Annotated in this window: 12 protein-coding genes; 9 read left to right on the top strand and 3 right to left on the bottom strand. The window is 70.8% G+C overall.

The annotated features are described in order from the left end of the window. The first annotated feature begins 128 nt into the window (after positions 1 to 128). From PV419_RS06215 to PV419_RS06200, 4 genes are all read left to right on the top strand, one after another. Positions 129 to 1,370, top strand: a complete 1,242-nt coding sequence (locus PV419_RS06215; protein WP_319686649.1) for a sugar ABC transporter substrate-binding protein — start codon at positions 129 to 131, stop codon at positions 1,368 to 1,370. A gap of 19 nt (positions 1,371 to 1,389) precedes the next feature. Continuing rightward, a complete protein-coding gene (locus PV419_RS06210) occupies positions 1,390 to 2,358 on the top strand; it encodes a sugar ABC transporter permease (protein WP_319686648.1) in 969 nt (322 codons plus the stop codon). Next, positions 2,355 to 3,179 carry a carbohydrate ABC transporter permease gene (locus PV419_RS06205; protein ID WP_319686646.1) on the top strand — a complete coding sequence of 275 codons (825 nt, stop codon included), beginning with the start codon at positions 2,355 to 2,357 and terminating at the stop codon, positions 3,177 to 3,179. The genes PV419_RS06210 and PV419_RS06205 overlap by 4 nt, the downstream gene beginning before the upstream one ends. 131 nt (positions 3,180 to 3,310) lie before the next feature. Further along, positions 3,311 to 5,068: an amylo-alpha-1,6-glucosidase gene (locus tag PV419_RS06200; RefSeq protein WP_319686645.1), complete on the top strand. Its 1,758-nt coding sequence runs from the start codon at positions 3,311 to 3,313 to the stop codon at positions 5,066 to 5,068. A gap of 66 nt (positions 5,069 to 5,134) precedes the next feature. Here PV419_RS06200 and PV419_RS06195 read toward each other — a convergent pair whose 3' ends face one another. The 3 genes from PV419_RS06195 to PV419_RS06185 form a co-directional block, all read right to left on the bottom strand. Beyond that, positions 5,135 to 8,548 (bottom strand): WD40 repeat domain-containing serine/threonine protein kinase, encoded by a 3,414-nt coding sequence (locus PV419_RS06195; protein WP_319686644.1) that lies wholly within the window; start codon positions 8,546 to 8,548, stop codon positions 5,135 to 5,137. Between the two features lie 64 nt (positions 8,549 to 8,612). Further along, a complete protein-coding gene (locus PV419_RS06190) occupies positions 8,613 to 9,974 on the bottom strand; it encodes a protein kinase domain-containing protein (protein ID WP_319686643.1) in 1,362 nt (453 codons plus the stop codon). After that, the gene (locus PV419_RS06185; RefSeq protein WP_319686747.1) at positions 9,971 to 12,472 is read right to left on the bottom strand and encodes an ATP-dependent Clp protease ATP-binding subunit; all 2,502 of its coding nucleotides are present in this window, start codon (positions 12,470 to 12,472) and stop codon (positions 9,971 to 9,973) included. The genes PV419_RS06190 and PV419_RS06185 overlap by 4 nt, the downstream gene beginning before the upstream one ends. Positions 12,473 to 13,063: 591 nt before the next feature. Here PV419_RS06185 and PV419_RS06180 point away from each other — a divergent pair. From PV419_RS06180 to PV419_RS06160, 5 genes are all read left to right on the top strand, one after another. After that, positions 13,064 to 13,327, top strand: coding sequence for a hypothetical protein (locus PV419_RS06180; protein WP_319686642.1), 264 nt, complete (start codon positions 13,064 to 13,066; stop codon positions 13,325 to 13,327). Positions 13,328 to 13,637: 310 nt separating this feature from the next. Continuing rightward, positions 13,638 to 15,596: a BTAD domain-containing putative transcriptional regulator gene (locus PV419_RS06175; protein ID WP_319686641.1), complete on the top strand. Its 1,959-nt coding sequence runs from the start codon at positions 13,638 to 13,640 to the stop codon at positions 15,594 to 15,596. Between the two features lie 598 nt (positions 15,597 to 16,194). Then, positions 16,195 to 16,404 carry an MbtH family protein gene (locus PV419_RS06170; RefSeq protein ID WP_319686640.1) on the top strand — a complete coding sequence of 70 codons (210 nt, stop codon included), beginning with the start codon at positions 16,195 to 16,197 and terminating at the stop codon, positions 16,402 to 16,404. Between the two features lie 20 nt (positions 16,405 to 16,424). Further along, positions 16,425 to 18,290, top strand: a complete 1,866-nt coding sequence (locus tag PV419_RS06165) for a non-ribosomal peptide synthetase (protein ID WP_319686639.1) — start codon at positions 16,425 to 16,427, stop codon at positions 18,288 to 18,290. A gap of 4 nt (positions 18,291 to 18,294) precedes the next feature. Further along, positions 18,295 to 19,545: a cytochrome P450 gene (locus PV419_RS06160; protein WP_319686637.1), complete on the top strand. Its 1,251-nt coding sequence runs from the start codon at positions 18,295 to 18,297 to the stop codon at positions 19,543 to 19,545. Positions 19,546 to 19,569: the final 24 nt, after the last annotated feature.

Genomic DNA, 19,569 nt, shown 5'->3' with positions numbered 1-19,569 from the left:
CGCCCCACGATCACCTCCTCACGCCCACCGGACACGCGAACCGCTCAGCAGTGCCGTTCGTCGTGCCCGCACCCTCCTCGCCACCCCCAGCCCCCGGCACCCGCATCCCAAAAACAAAGGAACCGGCCATGAACAGCTCCTCCAGGCGGCGTCGCCTCACCGCCGCAGCCCTCACCGCCCTGGCCGTCGCGACCAGTGCCACCGCCTGCGGCTCGGGAGGCACCGGGACGAAAGCAGCTGACAGCGGCACCTACACCGTCTGGGACCCGTATCCCCAGTTCGACAAGGGCTCGACATGGGTGAAGCTGCTGGACGAGTGCGGTACCAAGGCCGGCGTGAAGATCAAGCGCACCGGCTTCGACACCAGCGACCTGGCGAACAAGTCGCTGCTGGCCGCGCAACAGGGCAACTCCCCGGACGTCCTCATCGTCGACAACCCGGTGGTGTCGACCCTGGCCGAGGCGGGCGTACTCACCACCACCGACGACAACAAGCTCGACACCTCGAAGGTGGATCCCAACCTGCTCGCGGCCGGCCAGTCGGGCGGCAAGACCTACGGCACCCCGATCGGCGCCAACACCCTCGCCCTCTACTACAACAAGAAGGTCCTGAAGAAGGCCGGGGTCGACATCGCCCAGGTCAAGGACTGGAAGTCGCTGACGGCGGCGCTTGAGAAGGTCAAGAAGGCGGGCAAGAAGGGCATCACGTTCTCGGCGATCGGCACCGAGGAAGGCAGCTTCCAGTTCCTGCCATGGTTCTGGGGCTCGGGTGCGAAGCTGACCGAGCTCGACTCCGCCCAAGCCGTTTCCGCCCTCTCCCTGTGGAAGGACTGGCTGAAGAACGGCTACGCCCCGAACTCGGTGCTCAACAACACCCAGACCACCAGCTGGCAGGAGTTCGCCACCGGCGACTACGCGTTCAGCGAGAACGGCACCTGGCAGCTCGCCAACGCCAAGAAGGCGGGCTTCGACTACGGTGTCCTGCCCATCCCCGGAGTCGACGGGGACAAAGCCGCGGCCCCGACAGGCGGCGAGTTCGTCACCATCCCGGTCCAGGACTCGACCGACCGCTACGCCACCACGCAGAAGCTCGCGACCTGCCTGACCAGCACCCAGAACCTGTACGACACCGACACCACCCTCTCCTACGTCGCCCCCACCTCCGAGGTCCAGGACAAGCAGGTGGCGGCCAACCCCGAGCTCAAGCCGTGGGTGGACGCGGTCAAGGCCGCCCGGGGCCGCACCAGCGACGACCTGGGCACCAAGTACCCGAGGATTTCGGAGCAGCTGTGGAAGGCCATGCAGTCCGCCCTGAGCGGCTTGAAGTCCCCGAAGGACGCGCTGAGCGCCGCTCAGTCCGCCGTCAAGTGACGCACACCAGGGCCTTTTGATGAGTCACACGACGCAAGTGCCGCATCGTCGGCCCGTGCCCGACCACAGGGCGGTCCCCACCACACCGCCCCGGACACGGCGCCGCCCCAGCTCCCAGCAGTGGGCCGCCTGGGCCTTCCTCACCCCGGTCACCCTCTACCTCGTCCTCTTCTACGCCTATCCGCTGTACCGCAACCTCGACCTCAGCCTGCGGAACTACACCGTCCGCTCCTTCGTCCAGGGCAACGCACCCTTCACCGGCCTGGCCAACTACCGCACCGTCTTCGACGACCCGACCTTCGCCCCCGCCCTGTTCCACACCGTGGTGTTCACCGCCGTGTGCCTGGTCTTCCAGTACGCCATCGGCCTGGCCCTCGCGGTCTTCTTCCACCAGCACTTCCGGCTCTCGGCCACCCTGCGCGCCCTGTTCCTGGTGCCCTGGCTGCTGCCGCTGATCGTGTCGGCCTCCACTTGGTCATGGATGCTCAACAGCGACTCCGGTGTCGTGAACGCCGCGCTGCACGCCGTCGGCATCGACCCGGTGAACTGGCTGACGTCACCGTCCTGGTCGCTCACCTCGGTGATCATCGCGAACATCTGGATCGGCGTCCCGTTCAACCTGGTCGTGCTCCACAGCGGCCTGCAGTCCATCCCGGCCGGCCTGTACGAGGCCGCCGCCCTCGACGGGGCGGGCGCCTGGCGCCGGTTCTGGAGCATCACCTTCCCGCTGCTGCGCCCGGTGTCCGCGATCACCCTGCTGCTGGGGCTGGTCTACACGCTCAAGGTCTTCGACATCATCTGGATCATGACCAAGGGAGGCCCAGCGGAATCATCCACGACCTTCGCCACCTGGTCCTACCAGCTCGGCTTCGGCAACCTGCTGCCCGCCTTCGGCCCGGGTGCGGCCGTCGGCAACCTGCTCGTGGTCGCCGCCCTGGTCTTCGGCCTGGTCTACGTCCGCGTCCAGAGAAAGCAGGCGCTGACATGATGCGAAGCTCCAAGCGCACGTGGGGAAAGACGACGATCGGCCTCCTGCTGACCGGGATCATGCTCTTCCCGGTCTACTGGATGCTGAACGTGTCCTTCACCCGCGACCAGGACATGCGCAAGAGTCCACCGGACCTGTTCCCCGTCCACGGCACGCTGGCCGGCTACCGCAGGGTCCTCGACGAGCAGTTGCCCTACCTCGGCACCAGCCTCGTCATCGGCCTGGGCACCGTCGTACTGACCGTGGCCCTGTCGGCGCCCGCCGGCTACGCGCTGGCCAAGCTGCGCCCGCGCGGCGGCGGCGTACTGAGCTTCCTTCTCCTGGCCGCCCAGATGATCCCCGGCATCATCATGGCGATGGGCTTCTACGCCATCTACCTCCAGCTCGGCCTCCTCCAGTCCGTGCCCGGTCTGATCGTCGCCGACTCCACCCTGGCCGTCCCCTTCGGGGTGCTCATCTTCACCGCGTTCATGTCCGGCATCCCCGGCGAACTGCTCCAGGCCGCGAAGACCGACGGCGCCGGACCGGCGCGCACCTTCTGGTCGATCGTCCTGCCGATGAGCCGCAACGCCGTCGTCACGGTGTCCCTGTTCGCCTTCCTGTGGTCCTGGTCCGACTTCGTCTTCGCCAGCACCCTCGCGGGAGGCGGCACACACAAGCCGATCACCCTCGGCATCTACCACTACATCGGCAACAACAACCAGGAGTGGAACGCCATCATGGCCACCGCCGTCGTGGCCTCGCTGCCCGCCGCGGTCATCCTCGTCCTCGCCCAGCGGTACGTCGCCGCCGGCGTGACCGCCGGCGCCGTCAAGGACTGACCTTCCCCGGCAATCTGTCCCCCGCCCGTCGGGAGGCTCCCGCCGGTACGCCGCACACCATCGACCGGTACGCCGCCACAGCCGTCCGGCATGCCGCCGACCCGCCACCGCTGAAGAAACGAGTAACGCTCATGACCGCCGCCCCCTCCGGCCCGGCCTTCTCCGTCCACGATATTCCGTTCAGTGTGCACGGATCCTGGTTCGGCATCTCGCCCGTAGTGGCGCAGAAGACCTATGCCGACGACCTCCACCTGGTTTCGCACCAGAACGGTATGCACCCCGTGCTGCGGTTCGTCCCCCTCGATGCCGGGACGGGCGCCCGCGCCGAGACCCGCGTCGAGGCGACACCGGGACTGCTCAGCTGGATCAGCGAGGGCGCGCGTATCGACCTCGCCTACGAGTCACCGGACACCATACGGCTGCGCGGTGAGGGGCTCGGCCTGCGTATCTGTGCCGCCGAGCAGACCCTGACCCCCTTCACCGGCGCCTACTTCTTCCGTGACCCGGTGGACGGGGCGTACGTCTTCACCTCGTACGAGACCGGCCGCCGCTACCGGATCACCACACTGTCCGCCGGCGCGGTCGGTGTGTTCGGCGCCCAGGACCTCGGCAGCGCGGATCGCGGTCTGGCCATCGCGGCGGAGAACGGCGGGGTCTGGGAGGCCGCTGTCGAGGAACTGGACAGCGCACGCCGCCCCTACACCGCGCGGACGTCCTTCGAGCAGGTCGTGGCCGCCGCACAGAACGCCTTCGCGGCCTTCACCGACACGATCGCCCCGTGGCGCTCGGCCGACACCCCGGCCGCCGAACTGGCGGCCTACGTCCTGTGGTCCGCGACGGTGAACCCCGCGGGCTTCGTCACCCGGCCTGCCGTGCTGATGTCCAAGCACTGGATGGACAAGGTCTGGAGCTGGGACCACTGCTTCAACGCTCTGGCAATGGCCTCCGGACTGCCCGCGGCGGCCTGGGACCAGTTCTGCCTGCCCTTCGACCACCAGGACGAGAGCGGAGCCCTGCCCGACTCCGTCTGCCACTCCGAGATCCTCTACAACTACGTCAAACCCCCCATCCACGGCTGGGCTCTGGGCCACCTGCGCCGACGCCTGCCCGAACCGCTCGACCCGGCGGAGCTGGCCCGGACGTACGACCGGCTGGCACGCTGGACCGAGTTCTGGCTCACCGCGCGACGAGCGCCCGGCAGCGCCCTTCCCCACTACCAGCACGGCAATGACAGCGGCTGGGACAACGCCACGACCTTCGACCCGGAACGAGTGGTCGCCACCGCCGACCTCGCCGGATTCCTGGTCCTCCAACTGCGCGAACTCGCCGGCCTGGCCGAAGAGCTGGGGCGGCCGGACGACGCCCGCCGGTGGACGCGGACCGCGGACGCGACTTTGGCCGCGATGCTCGGCCACCTGTGGAAGGGGGACCACTTCGTCGCCCGCGGAGCGCACAGCGGGGACACCTGGAGCAGCTCCAGCCTGCTGGACCTGATGCCGATCGCGCTGGGCGAGCACCTGCCGCAGCACGTCGCCGCCGCGCTGGCCGACCGCATCGAGGCGCACCTGACGCCGTACGGGCTCGCGACCGAACTGCCCAGCTCGCCGCACTACCTCTCCGACGGCTACTGGCGCGGCCCCGTCTGGGCCCCCGCCGTCGTCCTCATCGAGGACGGCCTGCGCCGCAGCGGTCACCAGAACCTCGCGGACGAGATCAGCGCCCGCTTCCGGACCCTGTGCGAGACCCACGGCTTCGCGGAGAACTTCGACGCCCTCACCGGAACCGGCCTGCGTGACCGCGCCTACACCTGGACCGCCAGCGGCTACCTGCTCCTCGCCGAAGCCCACGCACTCCGGCACGCCACGCCCGCCCCGCGGACGGGCGGATGAAGAACCCCTGTCCGTACCCCATCCAACGGTAAGCACACCGGGAGGATCCCGCGGCGACCGACCGCCTCACCCAGGCCGGTGCCCCGCGGCCGACGCCGGGCCTTGCGGATGATCACCGACGGACAGCTCCCAGTCGAGCTCCCACACCCGTACCGTCCCGTCGAAGTCCCCGGAGAGCACATGACGCCCGTCGGGCGTCGGCGTGACCGCCGCGATTCCCTGTCCCTTCACGTCGAGGCGCAGCGCGCCCTGCCCGGTGTGGGCGTCCCAGATCTCGACGCCGCCCGACTTGTCGCACACCACGAAGGGGCTGTGGGCGATGAGGCGGGCGCCGGACGACGTGTAGGTCGCGAAGGTCCCCAGGCAGGCGCCGGTCGTGGTGTCCCACAGGCGAACGGTGCGCTCCCGGTGGTCGCCGCCGGACAGGGCGTGCCGGCCGTCGGGGCTCAGCCACACCGACATCACCGCACGGGCGTGGCCGGTCATGGTGCGCAGGCAGCGGCCGCTGTCGAGGTCCCACAGGCGGACCGCCTTGTCGTCACCGCCCGAGACGGCGAGGCGGCCATCGGCGGACGTCCCCACCGCGTTGATGGACAGGTCGAAGCCCTCCAGGGCGCGCACCTGCCGGTCCGCCTCCAGGTCCCACAGCCGCAACTGGCGGCCACGGCCGCCGATCAGGGCGTGCCGGCCGTCCGGCAGGAGACGGATCGCGGAGCCGTACGCGTCCGGGTCGAGCTCGCGCAGGCAGGCGCCGTCGGTGACGTCCCACAGGCGGGCCCTGCGGTCGCGGCCCAGGGACAGCAGGCGTTGTCCGTCCGGGCTGAGGCTGATCTCCTCCACCAGGTGGGCGTGACCCTCCAATATGCCGGTGCAGGCCCCGCTTTCGAGGTCCCACAGCCGAATCGTGCGGTCGGCGCCGGCGGACGCGGCGAGCCTGCCGTCGGCGGACAGGTCGAGCCGGGTGACGTAGGCGGTGTGCCCGGTCAGTTCGCGGGCGAGCCAGCCCGAGCGCGGCCTCACCCGGGTGGCCCGCCGATGCAGGCGCCACCAGCCGGCGAGTACGTGGGGCGCGCGCTCGTAGCCCGGGGTCGAGCGGGCCCGTGTGAGCCGGTCCAGGGCGCGCGGCAAGTCGCCGGCGGCCAGGGCCTGGTCGGCCTCGCCGACCAGGGCGTCGACCTGCCCGCCGAGGGCGTTCAGCTCGGTGGGCGGGAGCGGGCGGCTGAGCTGGGGCGGCGCGGTGTAGCGGCCGGGCAGCTCCCAGGAGGTCACTGTGTTGTCCTGCGCGGCGGAGACGCCGTGGCATCCATCGGGGGAGAGCCATACCCGGCTGACCGTTCCGCGGTGCCCGCGGAAGGTGCGCACGCAGCGGCCCGTGGTCAGGTCCCAGTAGCGCACGGCGAAGTCCTGCGCGCCGGACAGCGCGTAGCGGCCGTCCGCGCTCATGGCCAGGGATTCGACACCGTGCAGCGGTGCCTTGAGCGTGCGCAGGCACGTGCCGGACTCCAGGTCCCACAGGTGGATCGAGCGGCTGTGCCCGCTCAGCGCCCGCCTGCCGTCGGCGCTGATCCACAGCGACCTCACGAATGAGCGGTCCCCGCCGCGCAGTTGGCGCGAGGTGCCGTCGGCGAGATCCACCAGATGCAGGGTGCCGCTGGTTCCGCCCGCCAGGGCGTGGCGGCCGTCCGGGCTGACTTCGACCGCGTACATGGGCTCGTCCGTCCGGCCCGACGGGTTGGAGGTCTTCAGCGTGCCCCCGGTCATGTCCAGCCCGACCACCGCTCCCTCGGGCGTGCCGCACACCACGGCCCGTCCGCCGGGTGTCAGGCGTACGTCCGTCAGCCCGGTCCCGCCCCGGGGGGTGGGGGCGATCCGGGTCTCGTAGCGGCAGGTGCCGTCGGCCAGGTTCCAGAACCGCAGGGCGTGGTCCGCGCCGAAGGACACCGCGGTCCGCCCGTCCCGGCTCAGGTCCACCGAGCGCACCGGCCCGTCGTGCGCGCGGATCGTGCGCACGCAGGCCCCGCTCGACAACTCCCACAGTCGTACGCTGCCGTCCCAGCTGCCGGTGAGCGCCGCCGCCCCGTCCTGGCCGAGGCGGATCCGGATCACCTTGCCGACCCGGTCCCGTTCGGTCATACGGGCGAAGGGGAAGGTCTGCCAGGGCACTTCGCGTGTGCTGAGGTCCCGCGCGTCGGTCACCCGGCCCGCCGTGATGGTGTGCAGGGCCCGGCCGACGTCCGGGTCGCCGGGCTGCTCGTCCTCGAGCTCTTCGAGCAGAGCGCGGGCCGCGGTCACGTCACCGCGCTCCAGCTGGACTTGGGCCAGAAGGTAGCGGGCGGTGGATGCGTCGGTGGGGGAGCTGCCGTCCGCGGTCTCGTGCGCCGCTTCCAGGGCGGCGACCAGCTGCTCGTCAGTGAGCTCGCCGCTCCGCCAGCGCAGCAGACCCGCGTTGTACGTGGCCGCCGGATGATGCGGATCGGCGGCCGCGGCCTGCGCGAACGCGGCCTCGGCCTCCGGGGCCCGGCCCAGGTCGAGCAGGGACAGGGCGCGGTTGTTGAGTTCGTCGGCGCGCAGTTCGGCGGCGACCGGCGCCGGGCGCGGATACGGTGCGCCGGTCAACTGCTCGTACAGGCCCGAGAGGCCGCCCGCCACCTCGGCCATCGAGCCGGGCCGGTCGGCGGGCTCCATGGCCAGGCAGCGGGCGAGCAGGTCGGCGACCGGGCCCGGCAGCGGGACCGCGCACTCGCCGTCCTCGCGCAGCCCGGCGAGAGACTCCCCGGCGATCGGCCCCGCGGCCCAGGTGATCTCGCCGACGAACATCTCGAGGACCGACACGGCGAGGCTGAAGATGTCGCTGCGCCGCCCGACCGGCCGCCCCATCGCCTGCTCCGGGGACGCATAGGCCGGGGTCAGGCCCCCGTTGGTGACCAGGAGGCTCGCCCCCGGCGCGACGCTCGGCGTGGCCCCCGGCAGGCCGGCCCCGGCGCGGGCCAGCCCGAAGTCGGTGACCTTGGCGATGCCGTCGCCGACCAGGATGTTGGCGGGCTTCACATCCTGGTGCACCAGGCCCTTGCCATGCGCGTGTTCCAGGCCGCGCGCGGCCTGCACGGCGAGGTCGAGAACGCGGGCCAGGACCGCGAGCGGTCCGCCTTCGTACAGGCGCCGGTCCACGATCCAGTCGCGCAGGCTGCCCCCGTCGACGTACTCCGCGAATACCCGCGGCACACCGTCCAGCGTGCGGACGTAGAAGCAGCCGCAGACATGCGGATGCAGCCCCAGCGACACCCACGCCTCGGCCTCGGCGACGAACCGCGCCCGGCCGGCCGCGCCCTGGAATACGTCGGCGCGTGGGCTCTTGACGGCCAGATCGGTGTCCCAGCGCAGGTGCCGTACCCGGTGGACCAGGCCCATCGCGCCCTGCTCGTGCACGCGGGTGACCTCGTACCGGCCGTCGATCACCTCACCGATCCGCCACTGTCTCACAGTCCCGCCCTCTCTCCGCTACGTCGTTCATGTACGCCGCTACGTCGCCCGCGGCACGGCCCGGTCAGCCGGCGTGCGGCAGCAGGGCGCGACGCAGCTCGTCCGCGCTCTGGAAGCCGATGGCGGGCCGCTCGGTCAGGGCCCGGTCGATGACCTCGGCCAGCCGCCGCTCGATGAGTGGGTCGCGTTGCCGGATCGGCACGGCCGGCGACTGCAGGACGGTCTGCCACGGGTCCTTGTCGCGCGGGAAGTCCCGCGGCGTGTGGCCGGTCAGCGCGTGGTAGAGACAGGCGGCGAGCGCCCACACGTCCACGGCCGGTGCGGCCTTCTTGAAGTTGATGACCTGCTGGCGGGGCATGAAGTGCGGTTTGCCCGCGGTTGCTCCGGTACGGGTCAGGCCGCTGAGACCGGCCCGGTCGAAGGCTTTGGCGATGCCGAAGTCGGCGACCTTGGCCGTCGTGGAGCCGTCGAGGTTCTCCTGCAGCAGGACGTTGGACGGGGTCAGATCGCGGTGCACCACGCTCTTGCCGTGGGCGTGGTCCAGGCCTTCGAGGACCTGTACGGCGATACGGACGGCCTGCGCCGCGGGCAGCCGGCCGTGCCGCTGCCGGAGCAGCTGGTCCAGGCTGCCGCCGGTGCAGAACTCGGTGGTGAAGTAGAAGGTGCCGTCGGCGAAGCCCGAGTCGTACAGGGCGGCGATGTTCGGGTGCCGCAGGGCCCCGGTGAGCTCCGCCTCGCGCAGAAAGCGCACCCGTGCGTCGGCGTCGGCCGCGACCTTCGGCAGCATGACCTTCAGCGCCACCTGCTCGCCGCTCGACCCGCGCCGGGCCAGATACACGGCGCCCATCCCGCCCCGGCCCAACTCCCGCAGCAACTCGTAACCGGCGATCGGGGCCAGGTCGGGGCGCCCGCTCCGGGCCAGGTCGAGCAGCAGCCGGGCCACAGCGGACGGCTCCGACCGGCAGCCGGAGCACAGGAATTCGCCGGACCGGCCGGACATCTCGGACCCCGCTTCACGCCCGCACTTCGCGCAGTGCGCGAGCCTCAGCGTGCGCGGTGCGCTGATCCCGACGCGGAACACCGTGTTTCCGAGCCGGATCTCGTCGCCGTCGCCCAGGTCGTGCTCGGGGTACTGGACGGCCGCGCCCTCCTCGGGCGTCTGGCCCTTCTCCCGCTGGCCGATCTTCCGGCCGTTGACGAAGGTGCCGTTCATGCTGCCGAAGTCGCGGATGCGGATGTCCGGTGGATTGATGTCCAGGAGACAGTGGTGCCGGGAGACCGTGCGGTGGTGCTCGTCGTTGGGCAGGCGCGGCGAACAGTCCGTGCTGCGGCCGAGCACACAGGTGGTGCGCTCGTCGAACACGTACCGCGCCGGATCGAGCCGGCCCTTGACGAGGGACAGGGTGACGGTGGCCGGGGGCGTCATCGTGCGGTGTCCTGCCTTTCCGGGCGGGGGTCGGTGCCGGAGCCGGGTCCGGATGGGCCGGCGGAACCAGGTTCGGTGCCGGTGAAGTGGAGGGCTCCATCGACGGTGTCGATCCGGACCGCCGCGCCGTCGCCGAACCGTCCGGCCAGCAGGGCGCGCCCCAACGGCTGGACGAGCAGCCGCTCGACTGCCTGCTCCAGCGCGCGGGCACCCGAGCGTGCCCCCGCGGCGCGGGCGAGCAGCAGGTCGTACGCGCCCTCGGTGGGCTCGATCGTGATGCTCCGGTCGGCGAGCCGGGCCCGGACCCGGTCGAGCACCTTGTCCAGGATCCGGCGCAGCGCCGCCTCGTCGAGCGGCTCGAAGACCACGACCTGCCCGATGCGGCCGAGGAGTTCGGGCCGCAGCTCCCGGGCGAGCGCGGCGTGGATCCGCTCGGCCGCCGACTGCCCGGCCGCGGCGGGGGAGTCGGGGCGCTCCGGCGGGGCGAAGCCGAGCAGCCGGCGGGGCCCCGAGGCCTCGGCGTCCTGCCGTGCGCCGAGGTTGGAGGTGAGGATGACGATCGACTCGGTGAAGGAGACCTGCCGCCCGCGTGCGTCGGTGAGCCGGCCCTCGTCGAAGATCTGCAGAAAGATGTCCAGGACCTCCGGGTGCGCCTTCTCCACCTCGTCGAAGAGGACCACGCTGTGCGGATGGTCCCGCAGCGGCCCGCTGAGCTGGCCCTCGCGGTCGTGCCCGAGGTAGCCGGGTGGCGCGCCGAGCAGCCGGGACACGGAGTGGCGCTCCTGGTACTCGGACATGTCGATACGGATCAGGCGCCGTTCGTCGTCGAAGAGGAACTCCGCGAGGGCCTTGGCCAGTTCGGTCTTGCCCGTGCCGGTCGGCCCGGCGAACAGGAACACCCCGACGGGCCGCCGTGGATCCCCGAGGCCGGACCGTGCGGTGCGCACCGCGTCGGCGACCACGCGCACGGCATGGTCCTGGCCGGTGACGCGGCGGCGCAGCCCCTCCTCCATGCCGAGCAGCCGCTCCGCCTCGCCCGCCGTGATCCGCTCGATCGGCAGCCGGGCACGCGCGGCCACGGCGGCGGCGATGTCGCCGGGCCGCACCCGGACGGGGCCGCGCGGTACCGGGCCGGGACTGAGGGTGGCGATGCGGGCGGCCGCGCACGCCTGGTCGAGCATGTCGATCGCCTTGTCGGGCAGCCGCAGTTCGGGCAGATGCCGCACGGTCAGGTCGACGGCCGCCTCCGGTACGTCCGCGTCGATCTCCACCCCGTGGTGCGTGGCCATCGACTCGCGCAGCTTCTCCAGGATCGCCACGGCCTCGTCCCGGCCGGGCTCGTCGACCCAGACCACCTCGAAGCGGCGCTGCAGCGCCGGATCCGACTCGATGGAGCGCCGGTACTCACCCGGGGTCGTCGCCCCGAGGCACCTCACGTCACCGCGTGCCAAGGCGGGTTTGAGGATGTTCGCCGCATCGCTGGCGCCCTTGCCGCCCGCGCCGAGCACGGTGTGCACCTCGTCGATGAAGAGAATCAGCTCCGGCGCCTGCCGGGCCTCCTTCAGTACCGCTTGGAGGCGCTCCTCGAACTCTCCCCGGTACGCGGCCCCGGCGAGCAGCGCCGCCATGGACAGCTCCACCACCCGGGCCCCGGCCAGCTCGGCGGGCGCCCCCGGCTCGGTCAGTCGGGCGGCCAGGCCCTCCACGATGTTGGTCTTGCCGACCCCCGCATGCCCGACCAGGACCGCGTTGGCCTTGCGCTGCCGGACGAGGACGCGGGCCAGAGTGCGCAACTCCGCGTGTCGGCCGATCAGTTGCGGCAACGTGCCCAAGCGGGCGAGTCCGGTCAGGTCGCGGCCGTACTTGTCGAGGACGGGCGTCGGATGCGGAGCGCGGCGGAGGGCCTCGGCGGGCGGCTTGGGGGCGGGGTCCGGCCGGGGCGCTTCGGCCGGCCGGTCGGGCTCGGGGTCGGGCCGGGGCGCTTCGTGGTCACGTACGACCGCGGCGGCCCGCCCCTGATCGCTGGGGAAGAACGCGGCCCGCGCATCCTCGACCTCCAGCTCCCGCAACACCCGGGCCGCCGTCGGCAGCGGCAGCTCGAGCACCGCCCGCAGCAGATCGACCGCCCGGGCCGTCCCGCCCCCGGCCAGCTCCCCGGCCCTGGTGAACACCCACCGCGCCGTCCGGCTGCGCCGCGGCACGGCGGGCGGGGGCGACGGGGCGTCGACGGTGAGCGCGGCGCGCAGCCGACGCCGGAAGGTCTGGGGGTCCACCTTGGCGAGGGCGAACCGGTGCCGCAGGGCCCGGGCGCTCGCCTCGACCGCGTCGCGGCGTGCCAGGGTCAGGCTGCTGGCGCCGAGCACCTCCCGCAGGTCCTCGCGGCACAGCTTGGCCAGGCCCAACAGCAGGTGCTCCGGCTCCACGTGAGGTGCACGCCCGGCGCGGGCCTCGATCCGGGCCAGGCCCAGGGCGAGGGCCACGCTGTCGCTGTACGGCATGATCACGCGCTCTCCTCGACAGCCGGCTGCCGGCCTGTACTCATCAAGGGCCTTCTTTTCAAGGGCCTTCCTCAGCGGCCGGTTCGCAGCCCCGTCCTGATCACGCGCCTTCCCCGGCGGCCGGTTCCCGGCCCGTCCTGATCATGCGCCAACGCCCGCGGCCAGTTCCCAGTCCAGCTCCCACAGGCGCAGGGTGCCGTCCGCGCTCCCGGGCAGCAGATACCGGCCGTCCGGGCTGAGCGCGATGTCCTCGCAGGCGTCCGTCCCCGCTCAGACAGGCGGAACTCACCCAGCGTCCGTGCTCGATGAGCACGGACGACCCACCTCCGGACAGATCCCACACCCGTACGTCGCTTCGACCTCGTCGCCGGACACCGCCCGCTGACCGTCCGAGCTGAAGCACACCGACTCGGAGCCGCCGTTCGCCCCGAAGCCCGGCGGATCGCCCGGGCGACATGGTCGCCCCAGGTGTTCAGCGTGCTCAGGCGCGCCCCATCCGGCAGGGACCACGCCCCGAACCTGCCGATGCCGTGCGAGGCGACCCGCTGCCCGTGGGCGCTCAGGGCGACCCCGTCCACCAGACGCTCCTGGATGTCGGGCAGCCGGACGCCTTCGGCGAGGTCCCACAGCACGATCGGCCCGTCGCTGAAACCGGCCGCCGCGGTGGCGCCGTCCGCGGTCATCGCCACCGACGTGCGGGCGGCCGCTCATCGTCAGGTACACCTCGAGGGCCGCGCCGGCAGCGTGCCCGGGCATCCAGGTCACCCCGCCGCTGAACATCTCGAGACGTACCCCTGGATCGCCTTCCCCTGGCTTCCCGGCGACGCCGAACTGGACGACGCCCTGGCCGAGTGACGCCCCTCTGCGTGGTCCTCGAGAAGCGCGCGTTCCTGTGGCGGGCCGTCGACCAGGGCGGACCCTGGGCGTCCTGAAGAAGCGCCGGACAGTACCGGAGTCCCCGTATTTCCGGCCCTGCCGTCATTGCGTGACCGCACTCTGCTGCCGGGTTGAGTCCGGCAAGGTGACAACTCCGCCGATGGAGTTCGTCGGTCGTTGTGTTCGACTGCGTAATCTTCGTGCTGGAGCATGGAGTTCGGCTGAAGAGAAGAGAATTCTGGATTACAGCATATGGTGAGCGCGTGAGTGCCGTGCGAAGGAGCGCGCCGTGAAGTTCTACGTTCTGGGGTCCTTGAGAGTGTCGAGCGGGGAAGGGCCGCCGAAAACGCTGGCCGGAAGGAAAGACAGAGCGTTTCTGGCGGAACTGCTGGCTCATGCGGGACGAGTGGTGTCGATCGATCACATCGTCGAGGCGACGTCGTCTGGTCATGCGCCGGTCAATCGAGTCAATGCGGTGCATGTCAGGGTTTCGCGCCTCAGGTCGCTTTTCCGGTCCATGGCCGATCCGGAAGCGGCCAGGGCGGTGATATCGACTGAGCCGGGCGCCTACCGGCTGACACCCGGCGAAGTGGACGCCGATGAGTTCGAGAAGTTACTGGCGGCCAGTATGCGGGAGCGCGAGAAGGGCTTCCTGGAGGGGGCGGCGGTCATGCTCGACCGCGCGCTGTCGCTCTGGGAAGGGGAGGCGTTCACCGATGTGACCGCGGGCGACTGCGTCGCCGCGGAAGTCGACCGGCTGACCGAATTGCGACTTGTCGCCTTCGAGCAGCAGGCCGAGGTGATGCTGGCCATGGGGGCGCCTGCCCAGGCGGTGAGCGGACTCAAGCTGCTCGTCGAGCGGTACCCGCTACGCGAGACTCTGCACGGTCACCTCATGACGGCCCTCCACCTGTCGGGTCGCTCGGCCGAGGCCCTGGCGGTCTACGCCGCTCTGCGGTCGAACCTCGCCGAAGAGCTCGGTGCCGAGCCGACTCCCGAACTGCGGCGCCTGCACCAGACCCTGCTGGCGCGGAGCGCCACGGACGGCCCGCCGTCCGTGTGGCCCGCGCCCCCGGCGGCACCGGCCGCATGGGCGTACCCGGCCCAGCTTCCGCATGGGGTCGTCGATTTCGTGCCATACGAGGCCACGGACGTGCTGGCCCACGCGTTGACGGCGGGTGACCGGACCACCTCGGCCGTCACCGCGATCACCGGCCAGGGCGGAGCGGGGAAGACGACCGCCGCCGTTCACCTGGCGCATCGTCTTCGTTCCGCGTTTCCGGACGGTCAGCTCTACGTCGATCTCGGGGGCAGCACCGAACATCCCATGGATCCCGCAGCGGCACTCGCCCAGATGCTGCTGGCGATGGATTACCCGGCGTCGGCGCTGCCCGAGGGCCTCGGGGCGCGGGCAGCCTGCTTCCGTGACAGCCTCAAGGGGCGGCGTGTCCTGACGGTGCTCGATGACGCCGCCGACGAGGTACAGCTGCGGCACCTGCTGCCGGGCAATGTGGAAAGTGGCGTCATCGTCACCGCCAGGGCACGGCTGACCTGCATTCCCTTCACTTCCCAGGTCGAGCACAACGATATGAGCAGGCACCAGGCCATCCGGCTCTTCAGGCGCATCGTGGGCGCCGAGAGGGTGGACCGGGAGCCGGCGGCGGCCCGCGAAGTGGCCCGCCGTTGCTGCCATCTGCCGCTCGCGCTGCGCATCGCCGGGGCCAGGCTCGCGGCCAGGCCGCACTGGAGCGTCGGGGATCTGGCCCTCAGGTTGGCCGATGAGCACAGGGTGCTGGAGGAACTCACCTGCGACTCATTGAGCGTGCGGTCCTGTTTCGTCCCCGGCTACCACCGCCTGACCCAGGACGAGCGGCGCCTTTTCCGCATACTCGGACTGTCCGGTGTCAGGGTCTTTTCCACGTCCGGGGACAGGGCGCTGCTGAGCCTGCCCGTGCCGGATGTCGTGGAAGCGCTGGAACGACTGGTGGACCATCGGCTGCTCAGGGTCGTCCGCAAGGACGGCCACGGGGCTCCGCCGCTGTTCCGGCTGCCCGGCCTGGCGGCCGCCTACGCCAGGGAGCAGGCGGAGGCGGAGGCGTCGGACGCCGAATGGGCGGCAGCGCGGGACTTGCGCCGCCGTGAAGGCTGGGAAACCAGAAATTGGGGTGTGAGAGATCGGGAGGGCCGGGGACGAGGGCGCCTTGCCGTTAGCCTCGCGCTTTCATGTAACAGGCTGTCCGGCTGTTGATCGCGTAAGCAGAAAATGCCTCTGACCAGCGAGAAGGATTGCTGAGGGCCTTGTCCCCCGTACCAGTTGGAGGCACTTTCCAGGTGACCGTCTCCCGGCTGGCCGACCGGCTTGCCGACGGCAGCAGGCGTGCCCTCGCGGGCCTGCGCTCGGCCCGCGCTGAAGCCCGCGAGCACGTCTGGCGGTTGGCCGGAGACCGGGCGTCGGAGGCAAATCAGGCCTAACGAACACCTTTTGATGATGCCCGGGAGTGTGTATTCGCATCGACGCAGTAAGTAGTAAACGGAGCGAGGTTGGTGCTGAGTTCTGATGCAGCGGTCGAATGTGGCCATTTTGGCACCTTGCTCTGCACGTGCAACGAAACGGCTGATCCGCCCTCGTTGACCGGTCATAACGGCCAGATCTCGTCACGAAGGGCGCTCGCTGCTCCGGTGGCCGGCCTTGCGGACCGTGCGGCCGTGAAAGCGAAATGAAACCGGAACTGCAGCCGCGGCTGCCACGATGTCTGCCCAAAGCGGATCCGAGGTGGCGCCGGCCGTTCGCAACCGGGCGGGGTCGCCTCGTTCGGTAATGCGGAAGATCGACAGGTGACGAGGCGATGAGTAATCCTTTTGAAGACGAAAACGGCACATTCTTCGTGCTCGTCAACGACGAGGGGCAGCACTCGCTGTGGCCGTCCTTCGCCGAGATCCCGGACGGGTGGCGGACCGTTCACGGTGCGGAGTCGCGTCAGTCCTGCATCAACTATGTCGAGGAACACTGGACCGATATGCGCCCGAAGAGCCTCATCGAGGCTCAGGGAGCGTAAATCAGGACAACTGGAGTGAGATGAGTCCGCAGGGGACGCAGACGGGGGACGGATTCGCGGCGGATGGGGCGGCGGGCACCATCCACGGCAGGTTCACCGCACAAGCGGCGCTGACGCCTACGCGTATCGCGGTCAGTGCGGAGGACGGGGAACTCACCTACGGCGAGCTGGAACGCAGGTCCGATCGCCTGGCGACACGTCTACGGGCCATGGGCGTCCGCCGGCAGGGCAGGGTCGGACTGAGCGTACGACGCTCGACGGACCTGGCGGTGAGCCTGCTGGCCGTCCTGAAGGCGGGGGCGGCGTATGTCGCTCTCGACCCGCGGCAACCCCCTGGGCGCCGGGAGCTGACCCTGCGGAACGCCGGCGTCCAAGTGCTGCTCGCCGACTCCCGATCGCCCGACGCCGAAGCGCCGGGCGTTACGACACTCCGTGTGGACACCGGATCGGACACGGACCGCGACCAGTTGGACGCCGGGCCGGTGAGCGGTGCGGAGGCTGACGACCTCGCGTACATCGTCTACACGTCGGGCTCCACGGGCGCACCGAAGGGCGTGGCGGTGACGCACCGCGGCGTGCTGCGCCTCGTGGCGGACCCCGTGTGTGCCTCCGCGCTGCCCGACGACCGTTTTCTGCAATTCGCCCCCGTCGCGTTCGACGCCTCCACACTGGAGATCTGGGCGCCGCTGTTGAACGGTGCGCGACTCGTCTTCTTCCCCGGCACCGATCCCTCGCTCGCCCAGCTCGCCGATTTCGTGCGGGACGAGGGAATCACCTGCCTGTGGCTGACCGCCGGGCTGTTCCACCAGATCGCCGACACACAGCTGGAGAAGCTGAAGGGAGTGCGCCGCCTTGTGGTGGGTGGCGACGTGGTGCTGCCGAAGTACGTCAACCGAGTCCTGGCCGAACTGCCCCAGGTGCGGGTGGTGAACGGGTACGGACCGACGGAGAACACCACGTTCACCTGCTGTCATCAGGTGACGGCACCGATAGGCGAAGGGGCCGTACCGATCGGACGCCCGGTCACGGGCACGCGGATCCGGGTACTCGACGCCGGACTGCGACCGGTGGGGGTGGGGGAGCCCGGTGAGCTCTACGCGGTCGGTGCGGGGCTGGCCCGGGGATACGCGGATCGACCGGGCGTGACCGCCGCGCACTTCGTGGCCGACCCCTGGAGCGAGGAGCCGGGCGGGCGCATGTACCGAACGGGAGATCTTGTGCGGGTCGGCGCGGACGGAGTCCTCGAGTTCCTCGGGCGAACCGACCATGAGGTCAAGGTCAGCGGGTTCCGCGTCGACCTCGCCCAGGTGGAGGCCGCGGTTCTGGAACAGGACGGAGTGAAGGACGCGGCCGTGGTGGCGCCGCGCGGCTCCGACGGGACGCGGCGGGTGGTCTGCTACGTGGTACCCGAGCAGGGGCGACCGCCGTCCACGCTGGGATTGCGAAGGCGACTCGAAGAGATCCTGCCCGCTTATGCCGCGCCGAGCGGCTACCGCATGGTCAACGAGCTGCCGCTCACCGTGAACGGCAAGGTCGACCGGGGCGATCTGGAGAGCAGGGACGTGCGCCGACGCCCCGACGTGTTTGCGGACTACGCCGCCCCGGAAACGTGGCTCGAACGTGCGATCGCGGCGATGTGGGCGGACCTGCTGGGCCTTTCCGATGTCGGCGTCGATGACGACTTCATCCAACTCGGCGGATATTCGCTCCTCAGCATGAAGATCTCCGCCGACCTCGAGAGCGAGTACGGCGTCACCGTCACTCCTCGCGACTTCTACACGTATCCCACGGTCAGAGGAGTCGCGCGGCTGATCGAGGAACGGAGAGGGACCCCCGGCGAGCCGGTGGCGACTCGGTCGGTCGGCCTGAACGACGGAAAGGGATAGCGCCATGGCAGGAGAGCAGCAGGGCGGCGATGGACCACAGCTTGCCGAGATCCTCTCGTCCCCGCGGCGTGACGAGGCCTATGGACGGCTCCTCGAGGGGCCACCGGTCGTCGAGGGCCGGCACATGGCCGACATCCCGGTCTGGCTGGTGACCGGTTATGACGAGATCGTGGCGGTCCTGACCGACCCGCGCTTCAGCAACGACCTGAGTGACAGTGGGCTCACCGGCGCCTTCATGAGCCTTCCGGAGGACCTGCGCCCGTACTTCACCGCCACCCTGGCGGCCTATGACCCGCCGGACCACACCCGGCTGCGCAAAGTCGTCTCCCGGGAGTTCACCACGCGCCGGGTGCTCCGGTTCCGCCCGCGGATCGAGGCGATCACCGGCGAACTACTCGATGACCTCGCCCGGCTCGCCGACATCGATGGGCTTGTGGACCTCGTCGAACACTTCGCCCACCAGCTCCCCATACGCGTGATCGGCGAGCTGCTCGGAGTGCCCGCGGGCGACCAGCACCGCTGGCGGAGCCTGGCCGAGGGCCTGACCGCCGGGGACCCCGGGCGTGGTGTGACCAGCGCCCGGGGCCTGGTCGACTACATGTCCCAACTGGTCACGACGAGGAGGAAAGCAGAGGACGGCGACGACCTGCTGTCCCGGCTCATCCACGTTCAGGAGGAGGACGGCGACCGGCTCAGCGACGAGGAACTGGTCGCGCTGTCCTTGAGCATCCTGCTCGCCGGGCACCGCACCACCGCCGCGTTGATCAGGACGGGAGCCCTTCTGCTGCTGTCCGCGCCGGAACGCTTCGAGGCCCTGCGCAACGCCCCCGAGCGCATCGCGGCCGCGGTCGAGGAGATCCTGCGCCGCTACGGCCCGGCGGAGATAGGGACCCTGCGCGTCTGCCGCGAGCCGGTACGCCTCGGGGGTGTGCTCATCCCTCGCGGGGCCCTGGTCCAGGTGGTTTTCGCCAGCGCCAACCGCGACCCACGTCGCTTCTCCGGCGCCGAAGAGCTCGACCTCACCCGCGCGGACAACGCGCACCTCGGGTTCGGCCACGGCATCCACTACTGCCTGGGCGCGGCGTTGGCCCGCGCGGTGGGCGAGATCGCGTTCGGCCGCCTCGTCGGCATGACTCCCAGGCTGTGCCTGGCGACGCCGGCGGAGGAACTCAGCCTCACTCCGGGCCTGTCGCCGGGTGAGAAGGCGCTGCCCGTGAGGTTCGTACAGCGGGCGGACGACCCCGCCCCTCGCTGACCGGAACCCGAACTCGCTCTGTTG

The organism is Streptomyces sp. ME19-01-6, assembly GCF_033793745.1.
GTDB lineage: Bacteria > Actinomycetota > Actinomycetes > Streptomycetales > Streptomycetaceae > Streptomyces.
The sequence above is the reverse complement of the archived record's forward strand: the minus strand, read 5'-3'. Positions and strand labels throughout refer to the sequence as shown.

Bases quoted from the DNA above. Each gene is read 5' to 3' on its own strand.
- PV419_RS06185 (WP_319686747.1), bottom strand. From the start codon at position 12,472: ATGCCGTACAGCGACAGCGTGGCCCTCGCCCTGGGCCTGGCCCGGATC.
- PV419_RS06170 (WP_319686640.1), top strand. From the start codon at position 16,195: ATGAGTAATCCTTTTGAAGACGAAAACGGCACATTCTTCGTGCTCGTC.
- PV419_RS06180 (WP_319686642.1), top strand. From the start codon at position 13,064: ATGTCGGGCAGCCGGACGCCTTCGGCGAGGTCCCACAGCACGATCGGC.
- PV419_RS06200 (WP_319686645.1), top strand. From the start codon at position 3,311: ATGACCGCCGCCCCCTCCGGCCCGGCCTTCTCCGTCCACGATATTCCG.
- PV419_RS06165 (WP_319686639.1), top strand. From the start codon at position 16,425: ATGAGTCCGCAGGGGACGCAGACGGGGGACGGATTCGCGGCGGATGGG.
- PV419_RS06205 (WP_319686646.1), top strand. From the start codon at position 2,355: ATGATGCGAAGCTCCAAGCGCACGTGGGGAAAGACGACGATCGGCCTC.
- PV419_RS06210 (WP_319686648.1), top strand. From the start codon at position 1,390: ATGAGTCACACGACGCAAGTGCCGCATCGTCGGCCCGTGCCCGACCAC.
- PV419_RS06215 (WP_319686649.1), top strand. From the start codon at position 129: ATGAACAGCTCCTCCAGGCGGCGTCGCCTCACCGCCGCAGCCCTCACC.
- PV419_RS06160 (WP_319686637.1), top strand. From the start codon at position 18,295: ATGGCAGGAGAGCAGCAGGGCGGCGATGGACCACAGCTTGCCGAGATC.
- PV419_RS06190 (WP_319686643.1), bottom strand. From the start codon at position 9,974: ATGACGCCCCCGGCCACCGTCACCCTGTCCCTCGTCAAGGGCCGGCTC.